Below are 22,125 nucleotides of genomic sequence, written 5' to 3' on the forward strand. Positions count from 1 at the left end.
GGATCAGTTGGTGCTCTTCCGAGACGCCAACCACTGCTGGAGCAGGACGGCGGCGACGATGATCACGCCCTTGAGCAGGGACTGCTCCGAGTTGTCCCTGTTGTTGAGCGTGAAGACGTTGGTGAGGGTCGTGAAGATGAGGACGCCCAGGACGGTGCCGGTGATGGTGCCGCGGCCGCCGGCCAGGAGCGTGCCGCCGATGACCACGGCGGCGATCGCGTCCAGCTCGAGCAGCTGGCCGTGCGTCGAGGACCCGGTCGTGGTGCGGGCGACGATGAGCAGGGCGCCGATGGCGCAGCAGACGCCGACCAGGACGTAGAGCAGCACGGTGTGGCGACGCACGTTGATGCCGGCCAGGCGGGCGGCCTCCGGGTTGCCGCCGACCGCGAAGGTACGACGGCCGAAGGTCGTGCGGTTGAGCAGGACCCAGCCAGCGACGGCGACCACGGCGAAGATCCAGATGGACATGTCGATGCCGAGCGGCTTGGCGGTGAAGAAGTCGAAGTACCCCGGGACGTCCGTGGCGATCTGCGTCTTCTTCTCTGAGATGATCTCCGCCAGCCCGCGGGCGGAGACGAACATCGCCAGCGTGGCGATGAAGGCGACCACCTTGCCGTAGGCGATCAGGACGCCGTTCACGAGACCGCACCCGGCGCCGACCGCGAGGGCGGTCAGCACCATCACGATCCAGTGCGTGTCCTGGGCCATCTGCCGCGTCGCGAGCGTGGTCGCCCACACGGAGGAGAGGGCGAGGATCGCGCCGACCGACAGGTCGATACCGCCGCCCGTGATCACGAAGGTCATCCCGATCGCGACCACGCCGATCACCGTGGAGAGTCGCAGGATGGTGAGCAGGTTGTCGCTGTCGACGAACCGGTCGCCCGCCGTCACCGCCCCGACGATGCACAGCAGCGCGAGCGCGATGATCAGGCCGAGCATGCGGAAGAAGCCCGCCTCGGCCAGCCACGTCGTCGTGCTCCCCTTGGTGCGGTGCGACCCGTGGGCGTCCATGGCCTGCGACGACTCGGTCGAGGCGACGGCCGGTACGGCGGCGCTGGTGGTCTGGTCGCTCATGCGGGGGTTCCTTCCATGACCAGGTCGAGGACCCGGGACTCGTCGATTTCGTGAGAGGCGCTCTCGTGCACGACGCAGCCTTCGCGGATCACCAGGACCCGGTCGGCGAGGCCGAGGACTTCCTCGACCTCGCTCGACACGACGACGACCGCGACCCCGGAATCGGCCAGGGAGCGGATCAGCTTGTAGATCTCGGCCCGCGCGCCCACGTCGACGCCGCGGCTGGGCTCGTCGAGGAGCAGCACCCGGCAGCCGCGCAGCAGCCATCGGGCCACCACGACCTTCTGCTGGTTGCCGCCCGACATGGTCCGCACGTGCCGCGAGATGTTGCGGGGGCGTACGTCGAGGGAGGCGACCAGCTCGCTGGCCTTCGCCTTCTCGCGGGCCCGCTGGATGAAGCCGACCCGCTGGAAGTCCTTCATCGACGAGACCGAGATGTTGGCGAAGACCGCCTGGTCGAGCAGCAGGCCCTGGCTCTTGCGCTCCTCGGGGGCGAGGCCCATGCCCGCGGCGACCGCGGCGTGGACGGCGCCACGGCGCAGGCGCCTCCCGTCGACGGTGACCGTGCCGGAGCTGGCCCGGCGGGCGCCGTACACGGCCTCGAGGATCTCGGTGCGCCCGGAGCCGACCAGGCCGGCCAGGCCGACGATCTCGCCGGCCCGGACGTCGAAGCTGACGTCGTCGAAGACACCGTCGAGCGAGAGCTCGCTGACCTCGAGCACGACCTCGCCGGGCGCCGCCTCCCGGCTGCGCTCCGGGAAGACGTACTCGATCGACCGGCCGGTCATCAGCTTGATGAGGTCGGCGGTGGGCGTCGTCGCCGCGGGCAGTCCGGTGGCGACCGTGGAGCCGTCCTTGAGGACGGTGATCCGGTCGCCGATCTGGCGGATCTCCTCGAGACGGTGGGAGATGTAGACGATCGCGACGCCCTGGGCGGTGAGGGCGCGGATGACCCGGAAGAGGTTCTCGACCTCGCCGCTGTCCAGGACGGCCGAGGGCTCGTCGAGGATGAGGAGGTCGACCTCGTGGGAGAGGGCGCGCGCCATGCTGACCACCTGCTGGCCCGCCGGCGACAGGTCGCCGACCAGCTGCGTGGGGCTGATCTCCCCGTGGCCGAGCCGGGCCAGGATCTCCTGCGCCCGGCGGTTGGTCGCCGCGCGCCGCGAGAACCCGACGGTCGAGATCTCGTGGCCCAGGAAGACGTTCTCCGCGACCGTCAGCCCGGGCACGAGGTCGAGCTCCTGGTAGATCGTGGCGACGCCCGCGTCGATCGCCGCCTGCGGATGGCCGAAGCGGACCTCCTCGCCCTTCCACCAGATCGTCCCCTCGTCCGGCTGGTACGACGCCGAGAGGATCTTGATCAGCGTCGACTTGCCGGCGCCGTTCTGCCCCAGCAGGCAGTGGACCTCGCCCGCCGCGACCTCGAGGTCGATGCCGTCGAGGGCCCGCACCGAGGAGAACTGCTTGGTGATGCCGGCCATCCGCAGCAGCGGGGCGGCCGCGCGGCCTTCGGGTTCGCGGCCCTCGCCGCCGGTGGTGGTCACTTCGCGTCTCCTGTCGCCGATCGACGGGCCACTCGGGTGGGGTCGGCGAAGACCACCTCGAGGGATGCGGTCGCGCCGCCGCGCACGGCGGCGCTGAAGCCGAGGGTCGACAGCTCGACCCGGGTGCCGCCGGCACCGGGGGCGACCACGCCCGCGCCGAGCTCGCGCTCGATCGCCGGGCGCATGTGGTGGCCGACGGCGGCGTAGTAGCCGGTCAGCACGATGGTGGCCGGGTTCAGCGTGTTGGCCAGGATCGATGCGCCCACCCCGACCCAGGCGCCGACCTCCTCGAGGGCGGCCAGGGTCCGCGCGTCGCGGAGGTCGGCCCTGCGGTTGATCTCGGCGAGGCGGTCGTCGATGTCCATGCTCGCGTTGCGGATCGGGTCGTCGGGGTCCGCGGCCTTCTCGATCAGGGCCCGCAGGCCGCTCACGGTCTCCCAGCAGCCCTGCCGTCCGCAGCCGCACTGGCGCCCGCGCGGGTCGACCATCATGTGGCCGAACTCGCCGGCGTAGCCGTGGCTGCCCCGCAGCAGGCGGCCTCCGGTGACGATGCCGCCGCCGACACCGACCTCGCCGTGCAGGACGAGGATGTCCTGGCGCGCCGGGTCGCCCGGGGTGACCTCGGCGGTCGCCGCCAGGTTGCCCTCGTTGTCGACGACGATCGGGTAGGCGCTCCCGAGCTCCTCACGGAGGATCGACCCGACCGGGACGTCGTACCAACCGAGGTTGGGGCCGTGGCTGAGCAGGTCCCTCGTCTGGTCGTAGAGCCCGGCGACGCCGACCGTGAGGCCCACGGGCGTGGCGCCGGCCTGCCCGAGGCCGGCGACCGTCTCGCGGACCAGGTCGGCGAGGTGGGACAGCACCCGCTCCGCGTCGAGCGAGCGGGCGTCGAGCGCGAGCTTGCGCTCCTCGACCACCTCGCCGCGCAGGTCGAGGGCCATCGTGGAGACGTGGTTGACGTTGATCTCGGCCCCGATGCCGCAGACCGTGCGGCCGTCGAGCTCGACAGCGGTGCTCGGCCGGCCGACGGTGTTCTGCACCAGCTGCCCGTCGCTGACGAGCCCGCGCTCGATCAGCTCGCTCACCAGGTTGGAGACCGTCGACCGGGTCATGCCGAGCTCGACGGCCAGGGCGGCCCGTGACCGCGCCCCGTGGTCGCGGAGGTGGCGCAGCGCCAGGCCGAGGTTGGACCGACGGACGTCGGGGTTGGCGAGGCTGTGGTCCGCGGTGTGGCTGAGGGTCGACACGATGCCTCCTCTCGGGCAGGGCTGTACGCCGGCGGGCGCGCTCAGAAGAGCGCCGACGGCAGGCGTCGGCGACGGTGGGGGTGGGAGTTGGGGGGTGGCAGGACCGGTGCGCCCGAGATGCGCGAGGCGGTCCTGCTGCTGTGCCCCGGCTGTGTGACCGTGGTCACCTGTTTGTTGGGGCGACGCCCAAACTAAGGCGGCTCAACGAAGGGCGGCAAGGCACCTGAGCAAGATGCCCGGGACGAATTCCCGACTTCTGACGAACCCTCTCACCATTGTGACGAGAATCGTCACAAGTTGTCCGGGATCAGCGTCCGAGCGCCGCGATCCACGCCTCCCACGCCGTCGAACCGGCGCCGATGAGGACGGCGTGGTCGCCGAGCTCGCTGAGCACGATGTCGAGGTTCTCGGCCAACCGCGCCGGCGCCAGCCGGTAGACGGTGGTCCGCAGGTCCCCGAGCACGTGGGCCCCGAGGGCGGCCACCGGTCCTCCGATGACCACGCGCAGCGGGTCGCCCTGGGCGACGAGGGTGGCGAGCACGCCGCCCAGCCGCTGACCGAGCTCGCGGGCCAGCTGCGCCACGGCCGGGTCACCGGCGCGGCCGGCCGCGACCAGGTCGGCGAGGTCGAGCGCGCCCGAGCGCGCGAGCACGTTGGCGAGGGTGCCCGACCGCCCGCGCTGGGCGAGGTCGGTCGCCTGCGCCACCAGCGCCACCGAGCTGACGAAGGAGTCGAGGCAGCCGGTCAGGCCGCACACGCAGGCCGGCCCGAACTCCTCGACGCGGAGGTGGCCGATCTCGCCGGCCCGACCCGAGCCGCCGGCGCTCAGGTGCCCGCCCGCCATCGTGGCCACGGTGACGGTGTCGCCGAGGCGCACGGCCACGAAGTCGTCGATGCCGCGGGCCTCGCCCGAGCGGTGCTCCCCCAGCGCCATGGCGCGGACGGCGGGGATGGTCGCCACCGGCGTACCGGGATAGTCCTCCTCGAGGAAGTCGGCCAGGTCCTCGGGTGTCAGGGGTGCGGATCCGGCGGCAGCGATGCCGAACGCCACCGGGACGCGGCCGGCGAGGACCTGCTCGGTCGCGCGCCGGACGGTGGCCGTGATCGGGTCCGGGTCCGTCCCGCGGTCCTGCAGGTCGATGCTCACGCCGCTCTCGATCGCGAGGTGCCCGTCGAGGACGGCGATCCGCACCCGGCGCTCACCCAGGGAGAGCGCGACCACGACGCGGTCGGACGTCGTGCGCACCGTCACCGAGCGCCGGCCACCGGAGCTGGGCGCGAGCGGCCCGTCCTCGATGTGGCCGGAGGCCGCGAGCGACTGCAGCGAGGTGGTGAGGGTGGTCCGCGGCACGCCCAGCCACTCCGCGAGCTGTGACTTGGTCTGCGGCCCCGCGTCGCGGAGCCGCCGCAGCACGTCGCCGTCGAGCCCGGTCGTCACGCACCTCAAGATCGCACAGCCCACCAACCGCACGGACGGCGCTCGTCCGCGCCGCAACCGGTCGACGGACCGCCCGAGGACTCCACCGGAGCACCTCGGGCCGCCCGACGCCGGACCGGTAGAGACGGCAGGTGAGCGTCAATCCCGGCAGCCGTCGGACGGCAGGTGGGTACGCTGCCGATGTGACGCCGATCACGTCACTGCGCGAGGCGCGCACCCCACCGGCAGCGGAGGAGCACGACGATGAAGGTGCTGAGCATCGTGCTCGCCGGCGGCGAGGGCAAGCGGCTGATGCCCCTGACCGAGGACCGGGCGAAGCCCGCCGTACCGTTCGCGGGGAGCTTCCGGCTGATCGACTTCGCGCTGTCGAACCTCATCAACTCCGGGTTCCTCAAGTGCGCCGTGCTCACCCAGTACAAGTCGCACTCGCTCGACCGGCACATCTCGCTGACCTGGCGGATGTCCAGCATGCTCGGCAACTACGTCACCCCCGTGCCGGCGCAGCAGCGTCGCGGCAAGCAGTGGTACATGGGCAGCGCCGATGCGATCTACCAGTCGATGAACCTGATCGTCGACGAGCGGCCCGACGTCATCGTCGTGTTCGGCGCCGACCACGTCTACCGCATGAACGCCCGCGAGATGGTCGACGCCCACCTCGCCTCGGGGGCAGGCGTCACGGTCGCCGGCATCCGGGTGCCCCGCGCCCAGGCCGACCAGTTCGGCGTCATCAAGGTCGGCGCCGACGGCGTGGCGATCGACGAGTTCCTCGAGAAGCCCGCCGACCCGCCCGGCCTCCCGGACTCCCCCGACGAGGTGCTCGCCTCGATGGGCAACTACGTCTTCAGCACCGAGGTCCTCATCGAGGCGCTCGAGGCGGACGCCGCCGACCCGGCCTCCAAGCACGACATGGGCGGGGACATCGTGCCCGCACTCGTCCGCAGGAGGATGGCCGCGGTCTACGACTTCAAGCACAACTCCGTGCCGGGCACCTCCGAGCGCGACCGCGGCTACTGGCGCGACGTCGGCACCATCGACTCCTACCACGAGGCCCACCTGGACCTCGTCTCCGCCGAGCCGGTCTTCAACCTCTACAACGCGGAGTGGCCGATCTACTCGCTGCCCGCCCAGCTGCCCGGGGCGAAGTTCGTGCACGGCGCCACGGTGCGCGACTCCATCGTCAGCGCCGGGTCGATCATCTCGGGGGCCAGCACCGAGAGCTCCGTCATCGGGACCAACAGCCGGGTCGAGGAGGGCGCGACGGTGCAGCGATCCGTGCTGATGGACAACGTGCTCATCGGCAAGGGCGCGATCATCCGCAACGCGATCATCGACAAGAACGTCACCGTCCCGCCCGGCACCCTCATCGGCATCGACCGGGACGAGGACCTCCGTCGCGGGTTCTCCGTCAGCCCCGGGGGCGTCGTCGCGATCGGCAAGGGCCACGTGCTGTGAGCCCCGCCGAGATGCGCGTCGAGATCCTCACCCGCGAGTTCCCGCCCGACGTGTACGGCGGCGCGGGGGTCCACGTCGACTTCCTGGTCCGCGAGCTGCGCAAGCTCGTCGACGTCGGGGTGCAGTGCATGGGCGAGCCCCGCCCGGGCGCGACCGCGCACTCCGAGAAGGACGCCCGCCTCAGCGACGCCAACCCCGCGCTGCGCGTGTTCTCCACCGACCTCGCGATGACCGCCGCCTGCGAGGGCGCGGCGATCGTGCACTCCCACACCTGGTACGCCGCCATGGCCGGCCACTGGGCCAAGCTGCTCTACGGCGTCCCGCACGTCATCACCGCCCACTCGCTCGAGCCGGACCGGCCGTGGAAGGCCGAGCAGCTGGGCGGCGGCTATGCCCTCTCGAGCTGGGCCGAGCGCACGGCGTACGAGTCCGCCGACGCGGTCGTCGCGGTCAGCCGGGCGATGCACGACGACGTCCTGCGCGCCTACCCGGCGGTCGACCCGTCGCGGGTCCACGTGATCCACAACGGGATCGACGCCGACCTCTACCACCCGGACCCGTCGCGGGACACGCTCGACCGACTGGGTGTCGACCCCGACCGGCCCTACGCCGCCTTCGTCGGCCGGATCACCCGGCAGAAGGGCGTCGCGCACCTCCTGCGGGCGGCGCTGGACTTCGCGCCGGAGATCCAGCTCGTGCTGCTCGCGGGAGCCGCGGACACCCCGGAGCTCAAGGCGGAGACGGACGCCGCCATCGCCGAGCTCCACGCCCGGCGTACGGGCGTCTTCGTGGTCTCCGAGATGCTGCCGCCGGGCGACGTGCGCCAGGTCCTCAGCCACGCGCTGTTCTTCTGCTGCCCGTCGGTCTACGAGCCGCTCGGCATCGTCAACCTCGAGGCGATGGCCTGCGGCACCGCCGTCGTCGCCAGCCGGGTGGGCGGCATCCCGGACGTCGTGGTGGACGGCGAGACCGGGCTCCTCGTCGACTACGACCCCGCGGCGCCCGAGGACTTCGAGCGCGGGTTCGCGGCGGCCGCCAACACGCTCGTCGCCGACCCCGAGCGGGCCCGCGCCCTCGGCGCGGCCGGCAGGGCGCGCGCGACCGACGCCTTCGGGTGGGAGCCGATCGCGGCCCGCACGGTGGAGTTGTACTCCTCGCTGCTCGCCTGAGCTGCTCGCCTGAGCTGCTCGCCCGGGTGCTCGACCGGTCAGGAGCCGAGCGCCGCGGCCACGACCTCGCGGGCCTCGGCCTGCACCTCGGCGAGGTGCTCGGGGCCGCGGAAGGACTCCGCATAGATCTTGTAGACGTCCTCGGTGCCCGAGGGGCGCGCCGCGAACCACGCCGACGCGGTCGTCACCTTGAGCCCGCCGATCGGCGCACCGTTGCCGGGCGCCGCCGTCAGCCGCGCGACGATCGGCTCGCCCGCCAGCTCCGTGGCGGTGACGTCGTCGGGCGAGAGAGCGGCCAGCTTCGCCTTCTGGGTGCGGTCGGCGGGCGCGTCCACCCGGGCGTAGGCCGGGTCGCCGTGGCGCGCCACCAGGTCGGCGTACAGCTCACTCGGCGTGGAGCCGGTGGCAGCGAGGATCTCCGAGGCGAGGAGGGCGAGCAGGATGCCGTCCTTGTCGGTCGTCCACGTCGACCCGTCCCGGCGCAGGAAGGACGCGCCGGCCGACTCCTCGCCGCCGAAGCCGAAGCTGCCGTCGAGCAGCCCCGGCACGAACCACTTGAACCCGACCGGCACCTCGACGACCGGCCTCCCCACGTCCGCTCCCACCCGGTCGATCATCGACGACGAGACGAGCGTCTTCCCGATCCTCGCGCGCGCCGGCCAGTCGGGCCGGGCGCCGCCGAACAGGTGGCCGATGGCCACGGCGAGGAAGTGGTTGGGGTTGAGCAGGCCGCCGTCGGGCGTGACGATGCCGTGCCGGTCGGCGTCGGCGTCGTTGCCGGTGGCGAGGTCGTAGCGGTCGCCGCCGGCCATCAGCCCGATCAGCGAGGCCATGGCGGCCGGGGACGAGCAGTCCATCCGGATCCTGCCGTCCCAGTCGAGCGTCATGAACCGCCAGGTCGGGTCGACGAGGGGGTTGACGACCGTGAGGTCGAGCCGGTGCCGCTCGGCGATCTCGGCCCAGTAGGCGACGCTGGCTCCGCCCAGCGGGTCGGCGCCGATCCGGACGCCGGCGTCACGGACCCGGTCGAGGTCGAGCACCGACGGAAGGTCGTCGACGTACGTGCCCATGAAGTCGTACGCCGACGCGGCGGCCCGAGCGCGCGCGAACGGCACCCGGCGTACGCCGGTGAGCCCGGCCGCGATCAGCTCGTTGGCGCGCTGCGCGATGACCGAGGTCGCGTCGGTGTCGGCGGGGCCGCCGTGCGGCGGGTTGTACTTGAAGCCGCCGTCGGCGGGCGGGTTGTGGGAGGGCGTGACCACGATGCCGTCGGCGAGGCCGGGCGCCGCCGGGGCCCGACCCGCGTTGGCCCTCAGGATCGCGTGCGAGACGGCTGGCGTCGGCGTGTAGCCATCACGGTCGTCGACGAGAACGGTCACGTCGTTGCCGGCCAGCACCTCCAGCGCCGTGGCCCACGCCGGCTCGGAGAGGGCGTGGGTGTCGCGGCCGAGGAAGAGCGGCCCGGTGATGCCCTGGCCGGCGCGGTACTCGCAGATCGCCTGCGTCGTCGCGGCGATGTGGTGCTCGTTGAAGGAGGTCCGCAGCGACGACCCACGATGACCGCTCGTGCCGAAGGCCACGCGCTGCTCGGGATCGTCGGGGTCGGGCTGCTGCGTGTAGTACGCCGTCACCAGGTGCGCGACGTCGACCAGGTCGGACGCCTCCGCCGGCCTGCCTGCCCGTTGGTCCACCGCCGTCTCCCCTCGGTACGGGTGCGCCACGGTGCGCCACCGATGCCGCCACCGTATCGACGTCTGGCGGGGGCGTCACCGGCGAACGCCCTCAGACGTCGGTGATGTGGACTCCGGCGTGGGCCTTGTAGCGCTTGTCGACGGCGGCGAGGTCGGCGGTCAGTGCCTCGACCTGCGCGAGGCCGCGCCCCTGCGGCCGGTCCCGCCCAGGATCGCGATCGTCGTCATGCCGGCACCCGCGCGCTCTGGAGGATCCCGGCGAGGCTGCGCACGTGGGCCACCCGGTCGGCCGGGTCGGCGGCCATCGGGTTGACCAGGAAGGTGCGCACGCCGGCGGCGCGGAACTCCTCGACCTGGCCGGCGATCGACGCCTCGTCGCCCATCAGGGTGACGGCCTCGACCAGGTCCTGCGGCACGGTCGCGGCCGCCTCCGCCTTCTGGCCGGCGAGGTAGAGGTCCTGGATCTCCTTCGCCTCGTCCTCGTAGCCGTAGCGGCAGGTGAGCTGGTTGTAGAAGTTCTTGTCGCGCGCACCCATGCCGCCGATGTAGAGCGCCAGCTGGTCGCGCACCTTCTGCACCACCTCGGCCGGCGGCTCGCCGACGTGGAAGTTCACCTGCAGCTGGATGTCGAGCTCGCCGAGCGCGGGATCACGCTTCTCGAAGCCGGCGGCGAGCGCGTCGCCCCAAGCCTGCTGCGCCTTGAGCGGGTGGAAGAAGAGCGGCTGCCAGCCCTCGGCGATCTCGGCGACGAGGGCGACGTTCTTCTCCCCCAGCGCCGCGATCGACACGGGGATCTCGCTGCGGACCGGGTGGTTGATGAGCTTGAGCGGCTTGCCCAGGCCCGAACCGCCGTCCTCGCGGGTCAGCGGCACCGTGTAGTTCTTCCCCCGGTGGACGACGGGCTCACGCCGCCACACCTGGCGGCAGATGTCCACCACTTCGCGTGTGCGACCGAGCTGGGCGTCGTACTTGACGCCGTGGAAGCCCTCCACGACCTGCGGGCCACTGGCGCCGAGGCCGAGCGTGAACCGGCCGCCGGACACGAAGTCCAGGCCCGCTGCCGTCATCGCCAGCAGGGCCGGGGTGCGGGAGTAGATCTGGAAGATCGCGGAGAGCAGCTCGAGCCTCTCGGTCTTCGCGGCGAGGTAGCCGAGCTGGCTGACGCCGTCGAAGGAGTAGGCCTCCGGGATCGCGGCCAGCTCGAGTCCGGCCTGCTCGTAGGCGAGCATCAGCTCGACGGTCTCGTCGAAGCCGCCGGCGTAGTCGACGACCATGCCGAGCTTGATCCGGTCGGTCGGTGCCGTGCTCATCGGGTGGCGTCCTTCGCGTAGCGGCCGGCGATGTCGCGGCCGATGATCTCCTTCATGATCTGGCTGGTGCCGCCGTAGATCGTCTGCACGCGGCTGTCCCGGAACGCCCGCCCGATCGGGTACTCGTTCATGAAGCCGTAGCCACCGAACAGCTGCAGGCAGCGGCTCGTGACGCGCACCTGCATCTCGGTCGCCCACAGCTTCGCCTTCGACGCCTCGGCGGTCGTCAGCGAGTGCTCGTTGAGCGCGAGGGCGGCGTTCTGCACGTAGGCGCGGGTGATCTCCACCTCCGTCTCGAGCTCGGCGAGCTCGAAGCGGGTGGCCTGCAGGTCACCGACCCGCTGGCCGAAGGCGGTGCGGTCGAAGACGTAGTCCTGCGTCCACCGCACCGCCGCCTCGGCGGAGGCGAGCGCCTGCATCGCCAGCGAGAGCCGCTCCTTCGGGAGCCGCTGCATGAGGTAGATGAGACCCTGCCCGATCTCGCCCAGCACGTTCTCCGGTCCGACGTGGACGTCCTCGAAGACGAGCTCGGCGGTGTCCTGGCCGGCCAGGCCGACCTTGTCGAGCTTGCGGCCACGGGAGAAGCCCGGGTCGTCGCGCTCGACGACGAAGAGGCTGAAGCCGCGCGAGCCGGCGTCCGGGTCGGTCTTCGCGAAGACGATGACGAGGTCGGCGTTGATGCCGTTGGTGATGAACGTCTTCTGCCCGTTGAGGACCCAGCCGTCGCCGTCGCGGACGGCCGTCGTACGGATGCCCTGCAGGTCGCTGCCGGCACCCGGCTCGGTCATCGCGATCGCGCCGACCAGCTCGCCGGTGGCCATGCCCGGCAGCCAGCGCTGCTTCTGCTCGTCGGTGCACAGGTCGAGCAGGTAGGGCAGCACGATGTCGTCCTGGAGCCGCAGCCCCAGGCAGTACGACGTCGCACCGATCGCCGCGAGCTCCTCGGCCACGACCATCGGGTAGCGGAAGTCGGGCTCGCCGCCGCCACCGAGCTCCTCGGGCACGGCGAGGCCGATGATGCCGTTCTTGCCGGCGGCCTGCCACGCGCTGCGCGGGGTGAGGCGCTCGTCCTCCCACTCGAGGTGGTGCGGCTCGACCTCGCGGCGCACGAACTCCCGGACCGAGGCGCGGTAGGCCTCGTGGTCCTCGGTGTAGAAGCCGGTGCGGTGGTTGAGCGAGCTCATCGGCCCGCTCATCGAGGCGCCATCCGGATCGCGCCGTCGAGGCGGATGGTCTCGCCGTTGAGCATCGGGTTCTCGACGACGTGGGCCGCCAGGGCGCCGTACTCCTTCGGGTCGCCGAGGCGCGAGGGGTGCGGGACCTGCTGGCCGAGGCTCGTGCGGGCCTCCTCCGGCAGCGAGGCGAGCAGCGGGGTGTCGAAGAGGCCCGGCGCGATGGTGACCACGCGGATGCCGATGGTCGACAGGTCGCGGGCGATCGGGAGCGTCATGCCGACCACACCACCCTTGGAGGCGGAGTACGCCGCCTGCCCGATCTGGCCGTCGAACGCGGCGACCGACGCCGTGTTGATGATGACGCCGCGCTCCTCGCCGACGAGCTCGAGGCCGGCGATGTGGGCGGCGGCGAGCCGGATGACGTTGAAGGTGCCGATCAGGTTGATCTCGATGATCCGCTGGAACTTGTCGTACGGGTAGGGCGTGTTGTCGCGGCCGACGGTCTTGATCGCGTCGCCGGTGCCGGCGCAGTTCACGACCACCCGCAGGGTGCCGAGCTCGGAGGCCGCGGCGATCGCGGCGAGCACGTCGTCCTCGCTGCGCACGTCGCCGGGGACGAAGCACACGGCGTCGCCGAGCTCCTTCGCGGCGACCTCGCCCGGACCCCCGGGCAGGTCGAGGATGACGGCCTTGCCGCCCTTGGCGAGGAGGGCCTCGACGGTGGCACGGCCGAGGCCGGAGGCCCCGCCGGTGACGAGGGCGACGGTGTCGTTGATCTGCATGCTTGGTCTTCCTTCTCAGAACTTCTCGATGATCGTGGCGTTGGCCATGCCGTTGGCCTCGCACATGGTCTGGATGCCGTAGCGGCCGCCGGTCGCCTCGAGGTGGTTGACGAGCGTGGCCAGCAGGCGGGTGCCGGACGAGCCGAGCGCGTGGCCGAGCGCGATCGCGCCGCCCCACGGGTTGAGCCGCGCCGGGTCGGCGCCCAGGTCGTGGGCCCACGCGAGCGGGACCGGCGCGAAGGCCTCGTTGACCTCGTAGGCGTCGATGTCGTCGATGCCGAGGCCGGCCCTGGCCAGGGCCTTCTGGGTGGCGGGGATGGGCGCGGTCAGCATGAGCAGCGGGTCGTCGCCCGTCACGGCGTACGACGCGAAGCGGGCCCGCGGCGTCAGGCCGAGCCGGCTCGCCATCTCCTCGCTCATGATCAGCGCGGCCGAGGCTCCGTCGGTGAAGGGCGAGGAGTTGCCCGGGTGGATCTGCCACTCGATGTCGGGGAAGCGGGCCGCGAACTCGTCGGTGCGGAAGGCCGGCTGGAGGCCGCCGAGGCCCTCGGCGGTCGTGCTCGCCCGCACGGTCTCGTCGACGCGGTGCTCGACCGCGTTCCCCTCCGCGTCGGTCACCGTGATCGGCACGATCTCCCGGTCGAACAGGCCGGCTGCGGTGGCCTCGGCCGCGCGGCGGTGCGACTCGGCGGAGTAGGCGTCGAGGGTCGCGCGGTCGAGCTTCCACCGCTGCGCGACCAGCTCGGCGGAGATGCCCTGGTGCACCAGGCCCTCCGGGTAGCGGGCGTGGACCTCCGGCCCGAACGTGTCCTTGCCCATCGTCGAGGAGCCCATGGGGACGCGGCTCATCGACTCGACGCCGGCGGCGATCACGACGTCGTACGCACCGGCGGCGACGCCCTGGGCGGCGAAGTGGACGGCCTGCTGGCTCGAGCCACAGGCGCGGTCGATGGTCGTCGCCGGGACCGACTCAGGGAAGCCGGCGCCGAGGACCGCGGCGCGGCCGATGTTCATCGCCTGCTCGCCGGCCTGCATGACGCAGCCGGCGATGACGTCGTCGACGAGGGCGGGATCGAGGTCGTTGCGCTCGACGATCGAGCGCAGGACGTGGACCAGCATCGACGTCGGGTGGGTGCCGGACAGGGCGCCGCCCGGCTTGCCCCTTCCGGAGGCGAGGCGGACGACGTCGACGATGACGGGAGTGGGCACGGGGACCTCCGGGAGGACGGACAACAAACCAGTCAGTGCTGACTGGTTAGGTCGAGGGTAGCCTTCGACTCCGCCGTTTGTCACCCCTCCCCGACCCGGATCGAGAGGAGCGCCCCATGTCGCGCGCCGTGCAGAGCCGCACCATCGACGTGCAGCGCCGGATCCTCGACGCGGCGGTCGAGGTGATGCTCGAACAGGGCTACAGCGGGGCCTCGACGGTGCGGATCCAGGAGCGCGCGGGCGTCTCCCGCGGACGGCTCCTGCACCACTTCCCCTCACGCGACGCGCTGCTGATCGCGGCCTCCCAGCACCTCGCCCGCGCCCGCGTCGGCGAGCTGCCGTCCGGCCACTCCTGGCCCGCCGACCCCGGCAAGCGGATCGACGCCGTCGTCGAGACGATGGCCGGCACCTTCACCCAGCCCTACTTCTGGGCAGCGACCGAGCTCTGGATCGCAGCCCGGACCCACGAGGACCTCCGCGAGGCATTGCTGCCCGGTGAGCGCGAGATCGCCCGCGCGGTCCGCGTCGCGATGGACTCGTTCTTCGGCGAGGAGCTCTGCGCGCGCCCCGGCTACGAGGGCCTGCGCGAGGTGCTCTTCACCAGCCTGCGCGGGATGGCGCTGACCACCTCGTTCGACCCCCGCGAGGAGCCGACGCGGCGCCACGTCGAGCGGCTCAAGCAGCTGGCACGGACCGTCCTGCTCTGACGGCCCCAGGCGCCGGACCTTCGAAGGCGCGCCCGAACGCGCGCCGCAGGCCGACCCCTACGTGCTGGGCGTCGGGGACACCCACTCCGTCCTCGACCGGTACTCCGTCGGGGTGCAGCCGAAGTGCTCCCTGAAGAGCCGGATCATGTGGGAGCTGTCGGAGAACCCCCACGCATGGGCCAGGTCGGTCACGTTCGCCGACGGTTGGGCGCGCAGCTCGCGGGCGACCTGCTCCAGACGGAGCTGGCGTACGACGGATCCGAAGGACTCACCGTCGTTCGAGAAGACCTGGTGGAGCTTGCGCACGGAGATCCCGACGTGACCGGCCGCCTCCTCGGCGAGGACTCGCCCACTCCTGATGCGGCTGCGGGCGTAGCGCGTGGCCGCAGCCCGCAATGCCGCGTCGCGTGCGCCGCGGTCCTCGATCGTGGGCCCGTCGAACGCTCCGAGAGCAGTGGCGAGGACCTGGGCGAAGCTGTCGTCGAGCGCCAGCTGCGCGGCCGGCGTGAGATGCCCGCGCGACTCCCAGATGCTCAGCATCATGTCGATGGCCACCCTCGAGGCACCGCGTTGGCGGTCGATGCCTCGCCCTCCGATCCTGCTGTCCGCCGGCATGATCCGCGCGAGCTTGGTCCGCGGGACGCGGAACGACAGCACGCGCCACGCCTGTCCGTCGCGGGCCTCCTCGAACTCGAGGGTGTACGGCGCCGTCGTGTCGTAGATCCCGATCTGACCGGGGCCGATCACCAGCCGCTCGTCGCCCTGCTCGCCCTTGCAGGAGCCCGCCAGCTGGAGGTTGACGAAGACCTCCTCGCTCGGGGACTGCCGGACCTCTCGGGGTCCGTGGCGCAGGAGCTGGGTGCAGGAGGCGATCTCGGCCGCATTCGTCTCGCCGAGGCGGGTGGACCGGACCCAGCCCTCCAGCCCGACGGGCGTGCGGCTGCGGTCGATGTGCTCGCGGGCGCGGGTCGGCGCGAGGGGGGTGAAGGCCTGGCACACCACATCGGCCCAGTACGCCAGCTGCTGGTCGACCGGGTAGGTGTCGGTGCTCCAGGTTCTGTCCACCACTTCTCCGTCTTGGTGCTGCTCAGGAGAACGGGATTCGGTCTACGGGTGGATCCGCCCGTGCGGCGCGGATCGGTGCATCCCCATCCATTCTGGCATCTCTGCCGTCCCGTTGGTGACCGGACGGGGCGGGAGGTGATCCGCTCTCGCCCCGTCCGGTGCCAGGGACGCCCCGCCAGGGCGTCGCGGCCGACTGACGACCGTGGTCAGCCCTTGTTGACCACGACCGTCTTGGTCTCGGTGTAGGCGTCGAAGACCTCGGCGCCGTGCTCGCGTCCCCACCCGGACTGCTTGTAGCCGCCGAAGGGGAGGGCCGGGTCCAGCACGTGGTAGGTGTTGATCCACACCGATCCGGCACGCAGCTCGCCGGCGACGTCGTGGGCGAGCGCCAGGTCGCGGGTCCAGATGCCGCCGGCCAGTCCGTAGGCGGTCGCATTGGCGGCCTGGACGACCTGCTCGGTGTCGGTGAAGCGCTGAACGGTCAGCACCGGGCCGAAGATCTCCTCGTCGACCACCCGCATGCCGGGCTCGGTGTCGACCAGGACCGTGGGCTCGACGAAGAAGCCCTCGGTGCCGTGGCGGCGGCCCCCCGCCACCGCACGGGCACCCTCCTGGCGCCCGGCGTCGAGGTAGCCGAGCACGGTGTCGAGCTGGGCCTGCGACACGACCGGTCCCATGGTCGTCTCCGGGTCCAGGCTGTTCCCGAGCTTGAACCCGCGCGCGATGTCGGCGACGCCGGCGACCACCTCGTCGTACACGCTGTCGTGGACGAAGAGGCGGCTCCCCGCCTCGCAGGCCTCGCCCTGGTTGAGGAAGATCGCCATGCCGGCGCCCGGGATCGCCGTGTCCAGGTCGGCGTCACCGAAGATGATGTTCGGGGACTTGCCACCCAGCTCGAGCGTCACCTTCTTCAGGTTGCCGGCTGCTCCCTGGATGATCTTCCTGCCGACCTCCGTGGAACCGGTGAACGACACCTTGTCGACGCCCGGGTGGTTGACCAGCGCGGCGCCCGTCTCCTCGCCGCCGCCGTGGACGATGTTGACCACACCGTCGGGAATCCCTGCCTCCCGGACGACCTCGGCGAAGAGCGCAGCCGTCAGTGGCGTCTGCTCGGCCGGCTTGAGGACGACCGTGTTGCCCGCCGCCAGTGCGGGCGCGAGCTTCCACGCCACGAGCAGGAGAGGGAAGTTCCACGCGATGATCGCGCCGACGACACCCACCGGCTCGCGCAAGGTGTAGGCGAAGTAGTTCCCGGGTCCGGCCGGCGCCGTGACCGGGATGGTGGAGCCGGTCAGCTTGGTCGGCCAACCCGCCATGTAACGGAACCACTCGACCACGAGCGGGATGTCGACGGCACGGGCCAGCGTGAGCGGCTTGCCGGTGTCGAGCGCCTCGAGGGTGGCGAACTCCTCGGCCCGCTCCTCGATCAGGTCGGCGAGCCGCCAGAGCACCTTGGAGCGCTCCCCCGCAGGCATCCGCTTCCACGGCCCGTCGAGGGCGAGACGGGCGGCCGTGACCGCGAAGTCGACCTCGCGCGGGCCGCCCGAGGCGACGTCGGCCAGCGCCGATCCGTCGCAGGGGTTCAGTGTCGTGAAGGTCTCGCCGCTCGCCGACCAGACGTCCGCCCCGCCGATCAGGTGGGAGACCGGGGACTTCAGGAACGCCGACACGGCGTCCGGGATCTCCAGGGAGATCGTCATGATGTGCCTTCTTTCGTCTGTGTGCGTGGCCGCCCGGGCTGGTTCACCCGACGCCCATCGAGGGAGTGGTCAGAGGGAGAGCCGGTTCTCACCGGCAGCCAGCGGGTCGAAGGCAGGGTTGAGGAGCATCTCGTGGATCGCGCGGCGCCGGACGCCCATGTTCCCGCCGTCGTACACGGGGAAGCAGAGGACGTCCTGCATGATCGACGCGATCGGGGTGCGGTCGCCGTACGCCTCGACGCCCACCAGGCGCATGGCGTCGTAGACCGTCTGCACCGACAGCTCGGAGTTGAAGATCTTGACCATGTTGGCCAGCTCCCGGTCCTTGCCGCCGGTCTTGTCGTAGTGGTCGGCCGCCTTCCACGCGAAGTACCTGGCGGCCTCGATGCGGGTCTTGATGTCGGCGAGCATGTAGCCGGCGTTCTGGTACTCCAGGACGGGGTGGGGACCGGACCGGTGGTCGGTCCGCGTGAACTCGTAGGCGAAGTCGAAGGCCGCGCGCATCCGACCGACGCAGGCAGCCCCGATGCTCGAGCAGGTCCAGGAGAAGGCGGCCTTGATGAGCTCGAGTCCGTCGCCCGGCGAGCCGATCATGTTGGACGCCGGCACCCGGACGTCGTTGAACTCCACCACGGGCGAGTTCGTGGCGAGGTGGCCGATCGTGTCGATCATGCCGGTGATCTCGACACCCGGCGCACCGGCCTCGACGACGATGACCGCCAACGACTCCGACGAAGGCCGGGACATGTCGGTCCGGACCATGACGCTGATCAGGTCGGCGCCGCGGTCGTCCCACCCGGAGGCGTTGGTGGTGTAGGCCTTCTTGCCGTTGATGACCCACTCGTCCCCGTCCAGCTCGGCAAACGTCCGGGTGCCGGCCGCCGGGTCGGGCGAGTCGTAGTTCGCACCGCCCGCGGCCTCGGTGAACGCGATGGCGCCGAGCCGTGGCTGGTCGCCCGTGAACGGGCGGAGGAAGCGCTCCTTCTGCTCCTCGGTGCCCCCGACGATGACCGGGTGGAGACCGAGGCCGGTGCCGAGCAGTGCCGACGCCACGTTGACGTCGACACGGGCGATCTCCTCGCAGGCGAGCGCGAACTGCAGGTTGGTGAAGCGGCCGCCGCCGTACTCGGCCGGGACCAGCCCGCGGAGGAAGCCACCGGCGACCATCTGCTCGTAGAACGGACGGATGGCACGGAACCGGTCCAGCGGGTCCGTGAACGGGGCGATCGCGTCCGCGACGCCGCTGAGCACCTCGTCAGCGAATGCCCGCGCCTGCTTGCGGAGACCCAGCTCCTCCTCGCTCAGGGTGAAGTCGATTGCCATGGCGGCCTCCTCGGGTTGCGACTCCGTCACGTGACGGAGATCTCGTGATGCGCCCAATCTCTCCGCCTGCCCCCCGCCGCCGCGTGGACGTACGTGCACGGTGGATGGAACCGCTGTGCACGCCGGACCGACGGATGCGCAGCCGGCAGATCCGCGAGCAGCCGGCCGATGCGCTGGCCCGCGACCCGCCTCGGATCGAGGCGTCGGACCGGTTCACGCTGCACCGGTGGAGGCGAGGGGGTTCGAAACCCCTGACCTTCTCACCGTGAATGGCTCTCCGGCCGTTGGGCGATCGGATTCACGCCTGCACAGAGTCTCGACTCCGCACGGGCGTCGAGGCGTGCGCGGGCTGCGACACGCTTGAGTGCGTCGAGGTGTCGGCGGCTCGACCGCCGCCTGCGCTCATGACGACTCATCCACCACGATCACGTGCAGATGCCGCGGCCCGTGGACCCCCTCGACCCGGTCCAGCTCGATGTCGCTGGTCGCGCTCGGGCCGCTGATCCAGGTGAGCGGGCGGACGGGGTCGAGCAGCGGGAAGGCGTCGGGCACGTCGGCGACCACCTGGTCGGCGTACACGATGCAGACATGGCGGTCGGGCACGAGCGAGATGACGCGGCGGCCCTGGTCGGGCGCATGGTCGAGCACGATGGTGCCGGTCTCGGCGATGCCGACGCGGGCGCAGGTCACGACCGCGTCGATCGCGTCGAGGTCGGCCGCCGAGAGGGCGTCGTCGACGACCGGCGACGCGATGCCGGCGAGCACGACGTCCGGCAGCCCCACCGGTACGACGACCCGCGCGCCGTCCGGGAGGGCGGCCGCGACCGCCGCGGCGAGCCCGTCGGGCGGGCACTGGACGACCGTGGCTCGGTAGTCGGCGACCCGCTCGGCGAAATGCTCGACCAGTGACGTACCTGCCGGCGCCGCAGCGCCGGGCGGTGCGACCACCGGCTCGTCGGCGCCCTCGACGTCGCGCAGTGCGGCGCGGACGCGGCCGAGGACCTCGTCCCTGGCGCTCGTCATTCGCGCTCACCTCCGTCGGTCCGTTTCCACCAGTCCCGGAACGACTCGGCCGGCGGGACCGGCAGGTCGCGGGCGTCGGTCCACGCACCGCCCGGACCGGGCAGTCGCCCGAGCGAAGCCTTGCCGCGCCGGCGCAGGACCCGCCCCGCGACGGAGGAGAGCCGCTCGGCGCGGCCGAGGCGACCAGGGTCGGCGAAGGCCCAGGCCGCGCCGCGGAAGGCGAGCGCCTCGGGCTTCGGCACCCGGTCGTCGCGGTGGCCGTCGACGACCTTGGCACGTAGGTGGACCAACACCTCAGGGATGTCGATCCGCACCGGGCAGGCCTCGAAGCAGGCGCCGCACAGCGAGGAGGCATAGGGCAGCGAGTCGGTCTGCGGGTCGCCCGTCCCCTTGAGCAGGGGGTTGAGGATCGCGCCGATCGGGCCGGGGTAGACCGAGCCGTAGGCATGTCCACCGGTCCGCTCGTAGACCGGGCAGACGTTCAGGCAGGCCGAGCAGCGGATGCACCGCAGGGCCTGGCGGCCGGTCTCATCGGCCAGTGCGCGGGTGCGGCCGTTGTCGAGGAGGACGACGTGCACCTCCTGGGGTCCGTCGCCGGGGGTGATGCCGGTCCAGGTGGAGGTGTAGGGGTTCATCCGCTCGCCGGTCGAGGACCGGGGCAGCAAGCGGATGAGGGGGTCGAGCTCGGCCCAGGTCGGGACGACCTTCTCGATCCCGACGATGCTGACCAGCACGTCGGGCAGGGTCAGGCACATCCGGCCGTTGCCCTCGGACTCGACGACCACGAGGGTGCCGGAGTCGGCGACGGCGAAGTTGGCGCCGGAGACGGCGAGCTTCGCGCGCAGGAACTTCTCGCGCAGGTGTTCGCGCGCCGCGCCGGCGAGGACCGCCGGCTCGTCGGTCAGGTCGTCCGGCGCGGGCCGCCCGACCTCGCCCATCCGGCGGCGGAAGATCTCACGGATCTCCGCGCGGTTGCGGTGGATCGCGGGCACCAGGATGTGACTCGGCAGGTCACCGCCGAGCTGGACGATCAGCTCGGCCAGGTCGGTCTCCCAGGCTGCGATGCCCTCAGCCTCGAGCGCCTCGTTGAGGCCGATCTCCTGGGTCACCATCGACTTGACCTTCACGACCTCGTCGACCGCGTGCGCGCGCGCGACCTCGACGACGATCCGGTTGGCCTCGTCGGCGTCACGGGCCCAGTGCACGACGGCACCACGGGCGGTCAGCGACTCCTCCAGCTCCACGAGCCGGGAGTCCAGTGAGCGCAGGGCGCGGTCCTTGACGGCCGCACCGGCGAGCCTCAGGTCCTCCCAGTTCTCGACCTCACCGACGACCGCAGCGCGCTTGCCGCGGATCACCCCGGTGGCGTGGGCGAGGTTGTGGCGCAGCTGGGTGTCCGCCAGTGCGGTACGCGCGGCCGACGGGAACGTCGGCATGCCCACGAAGGTGCCCGTCATGCCGGCCGCTCCTCGGTCGAGGCGAGGATCTCGGCCAAGTGCATCACCCGGACGCCGGAGCGGCCGCGGTTCAGCACACCGCCGATGTGCATCAGGCAGGAGTTGTCACCCGCGACGAGGACCTCGGCGCCGGTCTCCCGTACGTGCCGGGCCTTGTCCGTGCCCATCGCCACGGAGGTGTCGGCGTTCTTGAGCGCGAAGGTGCCGCCGAAGCCGCAGCACTCCTCGGCCTTCGGCAGGTCCACGAGCCGCAGCCCGCGCACCTTCTCCAACAGCTGCCGGGGCCGGTCGCCGACGCTGAGCATCCGCAGCGAGTGGCAGGTCGGGTGATAGGTCACCGAGTGCGGGAAGTAGGCCCCCACGTCGGTCACGCCGAGCACGTCGACGAGGAACTCGGTCAGCTCGTACGTCTTCGGCGAGGTCTCCGCGACCGCGGCAGCCAGCCCCGCATCACCCGACCGTGCGGCCACCAGCTGGTGCTGGTGCCGCGCCGAGCCCGCGCACGACCCGGACGGCGTGACGACGGCGTCGTACCCCTCGAAGGCACGGACGAAGGAGCGCACCGCCGGGACCGCCTCGTCGAGGTAGCCGGTGTTGACCATCGGCTGCCCACAACACGTCTGCGCCTGCGGGAAGTCGACGTCGACGCCGACCCGCCGCAGCAGCCGTACGACGGCCTGGCCCGTGCCGGGGAACATCGCGTCGTTGACGCAGGTGACCATCAGTGCGACGCGCATGCGCTCATCCTCGCGGAGTCCA

General features: G+C 71.8%; 17 protein-coding genes and 1 pseudogene. 3 read left to right on the forward strand and 15 right to left on the reverse strand.

The annotated features are described in order from the left end of the window. Window positions 1-3 precede the first annotated feature (3 nt). The 4 genes from AC2YHB_RS03645 to AC2YHB_RS03660 all read right to left on the reverse strand — a co-directional run bounded on the left by AC2YHB_RS03645 (window position 4) and on the right by AC2YHB_RS03660 (window position 5,303). Window positions 4-1,074, reverse strand: coding sequence for an ABC transporter permease (locus AC2YHB_RS03645; RefSeq protein WP_036547217.1), 1,071 nt, complete (start codon window positions 1,072-1,074; stop codon window positions 4-6). Next, window positions 1,071-2,618, reverse strand: a complete 1,548-nt coding sequence (locus AC2YHB_RS03650) for a sugar ABC transporter ATP-binding protein (RefSeq protein ID WP_308645573.1) — start codon at window positions 2,616-2,618, stop codon at window positions 1,071-1,073. Before AC2YHB_RS03650 ends, AC2YHB_RS03645 begins: the two co-directional genes overlap by 4 nt. Continuing rightward, entirely contained in the window at window positions 2,615-3,865 is a 1,251-nt protein-coding gene (locus AC2YHB_RS03655) for an ROK family transcriptional regulator (RefSeq protein WP_308645572.1), read from the reverse strand. The genes AC2YHB_RS03650 and AC2YHB_RS03655 overlap by 4 nt, the downstream gene beginning before the upstream one ends. Before the next feature lie 307 nt (window positions 3,866-4,172). Further along, on the reverse strand, window positions 4,173-5,303 hold the full coding sequence (locus AC2YHB_RS03660; RefSeq protein ID WP_179649467.1) for an ROK family transcriptional regulator: 1,131 nt from the start codon (window positions 5,301-5,303) through the stop codon (window positions 4,173-4,175). A gap of 225 nt (window positions 5,304-5,528) precedes the next feature. Between AC2YHB_RS03660 and glgC the strand changes: the two are divergent. Beyond that, window positions 5,529-6,755 (forward strand): annotated as a pseudogene (gene glgC, locus AC2YHB_RS03665) (glucose-1-phosphate adenylyltransferase); the annotation flags it as partial. Window positions 6,756-6,766: 11 nt separating this feature from the next. After that, complete coding sequence (gene glgA / locus AC2YHB_RS03670; protein WP_179652306.1) at window positions 6,767-7,924, forward strand: glycogen synthase; 1,158 nt, start codon at window positions 6,767-6,769, stop codon at window positions 7,922-7,924. Window positions 7,925-7,962: 38 nt separating this feature from the next. Here the strand turns inward: glgA and pgm are convergent, their stop codons facing one another. From pgm to AC2YHB_RS03695, 5 genes are all read right to left on the reverse strand, one after another. Next, on the reverse strand, window positions 7,963-9,615 hold the full coding sequence (pgm, locus tag AC2YHB_RS03675; RefSeq protein WP_179649465.1) for a phosphoglucomutase (alpha-D-glucose-1,6-bisphosphate-dependent): 1,653 nt from the start codon (window positions 9,613-9,615) through the stop codon (window positions 7,963-7,965). 224 nt (window positions 9,616-9,839) lie between these two features. Beyond that, window positions 9,840-10,925, reverse strand: coding sequence for an LLM class F420-dependent oxidoreductase (locus tag AC2YHB_RS03680; RefSeq protein WP_257026889.1), 1,086 nt, complete (start codon window positions 10,923-10,925; stop codon window positions 9,840-9,842). Next, window positions 10,922-12,109, reverse strand: a complete 1,188-nt coding sequence (locus tag AC2YHB_RS03685; protein WP_036547187.1) for an acyl-CoA dehydrogenase family protein — start codon at window positions 12,107-12,109, stop codon at window positions 10,922-10,924. Before AC2YHB_RS03685 ends, AC2YHB_RS03680 begins: the two co-directional genes overlap by 4 nt. An 8-nt stretch (window positions 12,110-12,117) precedes the next feature. Beyond that, complete coding sequence (locus tag AC2YHB_RS03690) at window positions 12,118-12,882, reverse strand: 3-hydroxyacyl-CoA dehydrogenase (protein WP_179649463.1); 765 nt, start codon at window positions 12,880-12,882, stop codon at window positions 12,118-12,120. A 15-nt stretch (window positions 12,883-12,897) separates the two neighbouring features. Beyond that, window positions 12,898-14,091 (reverse strand): thiolase family protein, encoded by a 1,194-nt coding sequence (locus AC2YHB_RS03695; protein WP_487353501.1) that lies wholly within the window; start codon window positions 14,089-14,091, stop codon window positions 12,898-12,900. 116 nt (window positions 14,092-14,207) lie between these two features. Between AC2YHB_RS03695 and AC2YHB_RS03700 the strand changes: the two genes are divergently transcribed. Then, on the forward strand, window positions 14,208-14,798 hold the full coding sequence (locus AC2YHB_RS03700) for a TetR/AcrR family transcriptional regulator (protein WP_179649459.1): 591 nt from the start codon (window positions 14,208-14,210) through the stop codon (window positions 14,796-14,798). A 57-nt stretch (window positions 14,799-14,855) separates the two neighbouring features. On the opposite strand, the gene AC2YHB_RS03705 is transcribed toward AC2YHB_RS03700, so the two are convergent. From AC2YHB_RS03705 to AC2YHB_RS03730, 6 genes are all read right to left on the reverse strand, one after another. After that, the gene (locus AC2YHB_RS03705; protein WP_179649457.1) at window positions 14,856-15,863 is read right to left on the reverse strand and encodes a helix-turn-helix domain-containing protein; all 1,008 of its coding nucleotides are present in this window, start codon (window positions 15,861-15,863) and stop codon (window positions 14,856-14,858) included. Window positions 15,864-16,069: 206 nt separating this feature from the next. Further along, on the reverse strand, window positions 16,070-17,563 hold the full coding sequence (locus AC2YHB_RS03710) for an aldehyde dehydrogenase family protein (RefSeq protein ID WP_487353502.1): 1,494 nt from the start codon (window positions 17,561-17,563) through the stop codon (window positions 16,070-16,072). Between the two features lie 69 nt (window positions 17,564-17,632). Then, on the reverse strand, window positions 17,633-18,886 hold the full coding sequence (locus AC2YHB_RS03715; protein WP_179649455.1) for an acyl-CoA dehydrogenase family protein: 1,254 nt from the start codon (window positions 18,884-18,886) through the stop codon (window positions 17,633-17,635). A gap of 402 nt (window positions 18,887-19,288) precedes the next feature. Beyond that, window positions 19,289-19,909, reverse strand: coding sequence for a LutC/YkgG family protein (locus AC2YHB_RS03720; RefSeq protein WP_179649453.1), 621 nt, complete (start codon window positions 19,907-19,909; stop codon window positions 19,289-19,291). Further along, window positions 19,906-21,366 carry a lactate utilization protein B gene (locus AC2YHB_RS03725; RefSeq protein ID WP_179649451.1) on the reverse strand — a complete coding sequence of 487 codons (1,461 nt, stop codon included), beginning with the start codon at window positions 21,364-21,366 and terminating at the stop codon, window positions 19,906-19,908. Before AC2YHB_RS03725 ends, AC2YHB_RS03720 begins: the two co-directional genes overlap by 4 nt. Then, a complete protein-coding gene (locus AC2YHB_RS03730; RefSeq protein WP_179649449.1) occupies window positions 21,363-22,103 on the reverse strand; it encodes a (Fe-S)-binding protein in 741 nt (246 codons plus the stop codon). The genes AC2YHB_RS03725 and AC2YHB_RS03730 overlap by 4 nt, the downstream gene beginning before the upstream one ends. Window positions 22,104-22,125: the final 22 nt, after the last annotated feature.

This window comes from Nocardioides sp. SRI_004, assembly GCF_057586415.1.

Coding starts and splice junctions, on each gene's coding strand:
- AC2YHB_RS03720 (WP_179649453.1), bottom strand. CDS start 19,909: ATGACGAGCGCCAGGGACGAGGTCCTCGGCCGCGTCCGCGCCGCACTG.
- AC2YHB_RS03730 (WP_179649449.1), bottom strand. CDS start 22,103: ATGCGCGTCGCACTGATGGTCACCTGCGTCAACGACGCGATGTTCCCC.
- AC2YHB_RS03680 (WP_257026889.1), bottom strand. CDS start 10,925: ATGAGCACGGCACCGACCGACCGGATCAAGCTCGGCATGGTCGTCGAC.
- AC2YHB_RS03725 (WP_179649451.1), bottom strand. CDS start 21,366: ATGACGGGCACCTTCGTGGGCATGCCGACGTTCCCGTCGGCCGCGCGT.
- AC2YHB_RS03685 (WP_036547187.1), bottom strand. CDS start 12,109: ATGAGCTCGCTCAACCACCGCACCGGCTTCTACACCGAGGACCACGAG.
- AC2YHB_RS03715 (WP_179649455.1), bottom strand. CDS start 18,886: ATGGCAATCGACTTCACCCTGAGCGAGGAGGAGCTGGGTCTCCGCAAG.
- AC2YHB_RS03700 (WP_179649459.1), top strand. CDS start 14,208: ATGTCGCGCGCCGTGCAGAGCCGCACCATCGACGTGCAGCGCCGGATC.
- AC2YHB_RS03710 (WP_487353502.1), bottom strand. CDS start 17,563: ATGACGATCTCCCTGGAGATCCCGGACGCCGTGTCGGCGTTCCTGAAG.
- AC2YHB_RS03645 (WP_036547217.1), bottom strand. CDS start 1,074: ATGAGCGACCAGACCACCAGCGCCGCCGTACCGGCCGTCGCCTCGACC.
- glgA (WP_179652306.1), top strand. CDS start 6,767: ATGCGCGTCGAGATCCTCACCCGCGAGTTCCCGCCCGACGTGTACGGC.
- AC2YHB_RS03690 (WP_179649463.1), bottom strand. CDS start 12,882: ATGCAGATCAACGACACCGTCGCCCTCGTCACCGGCGGGGCCTCCGGC.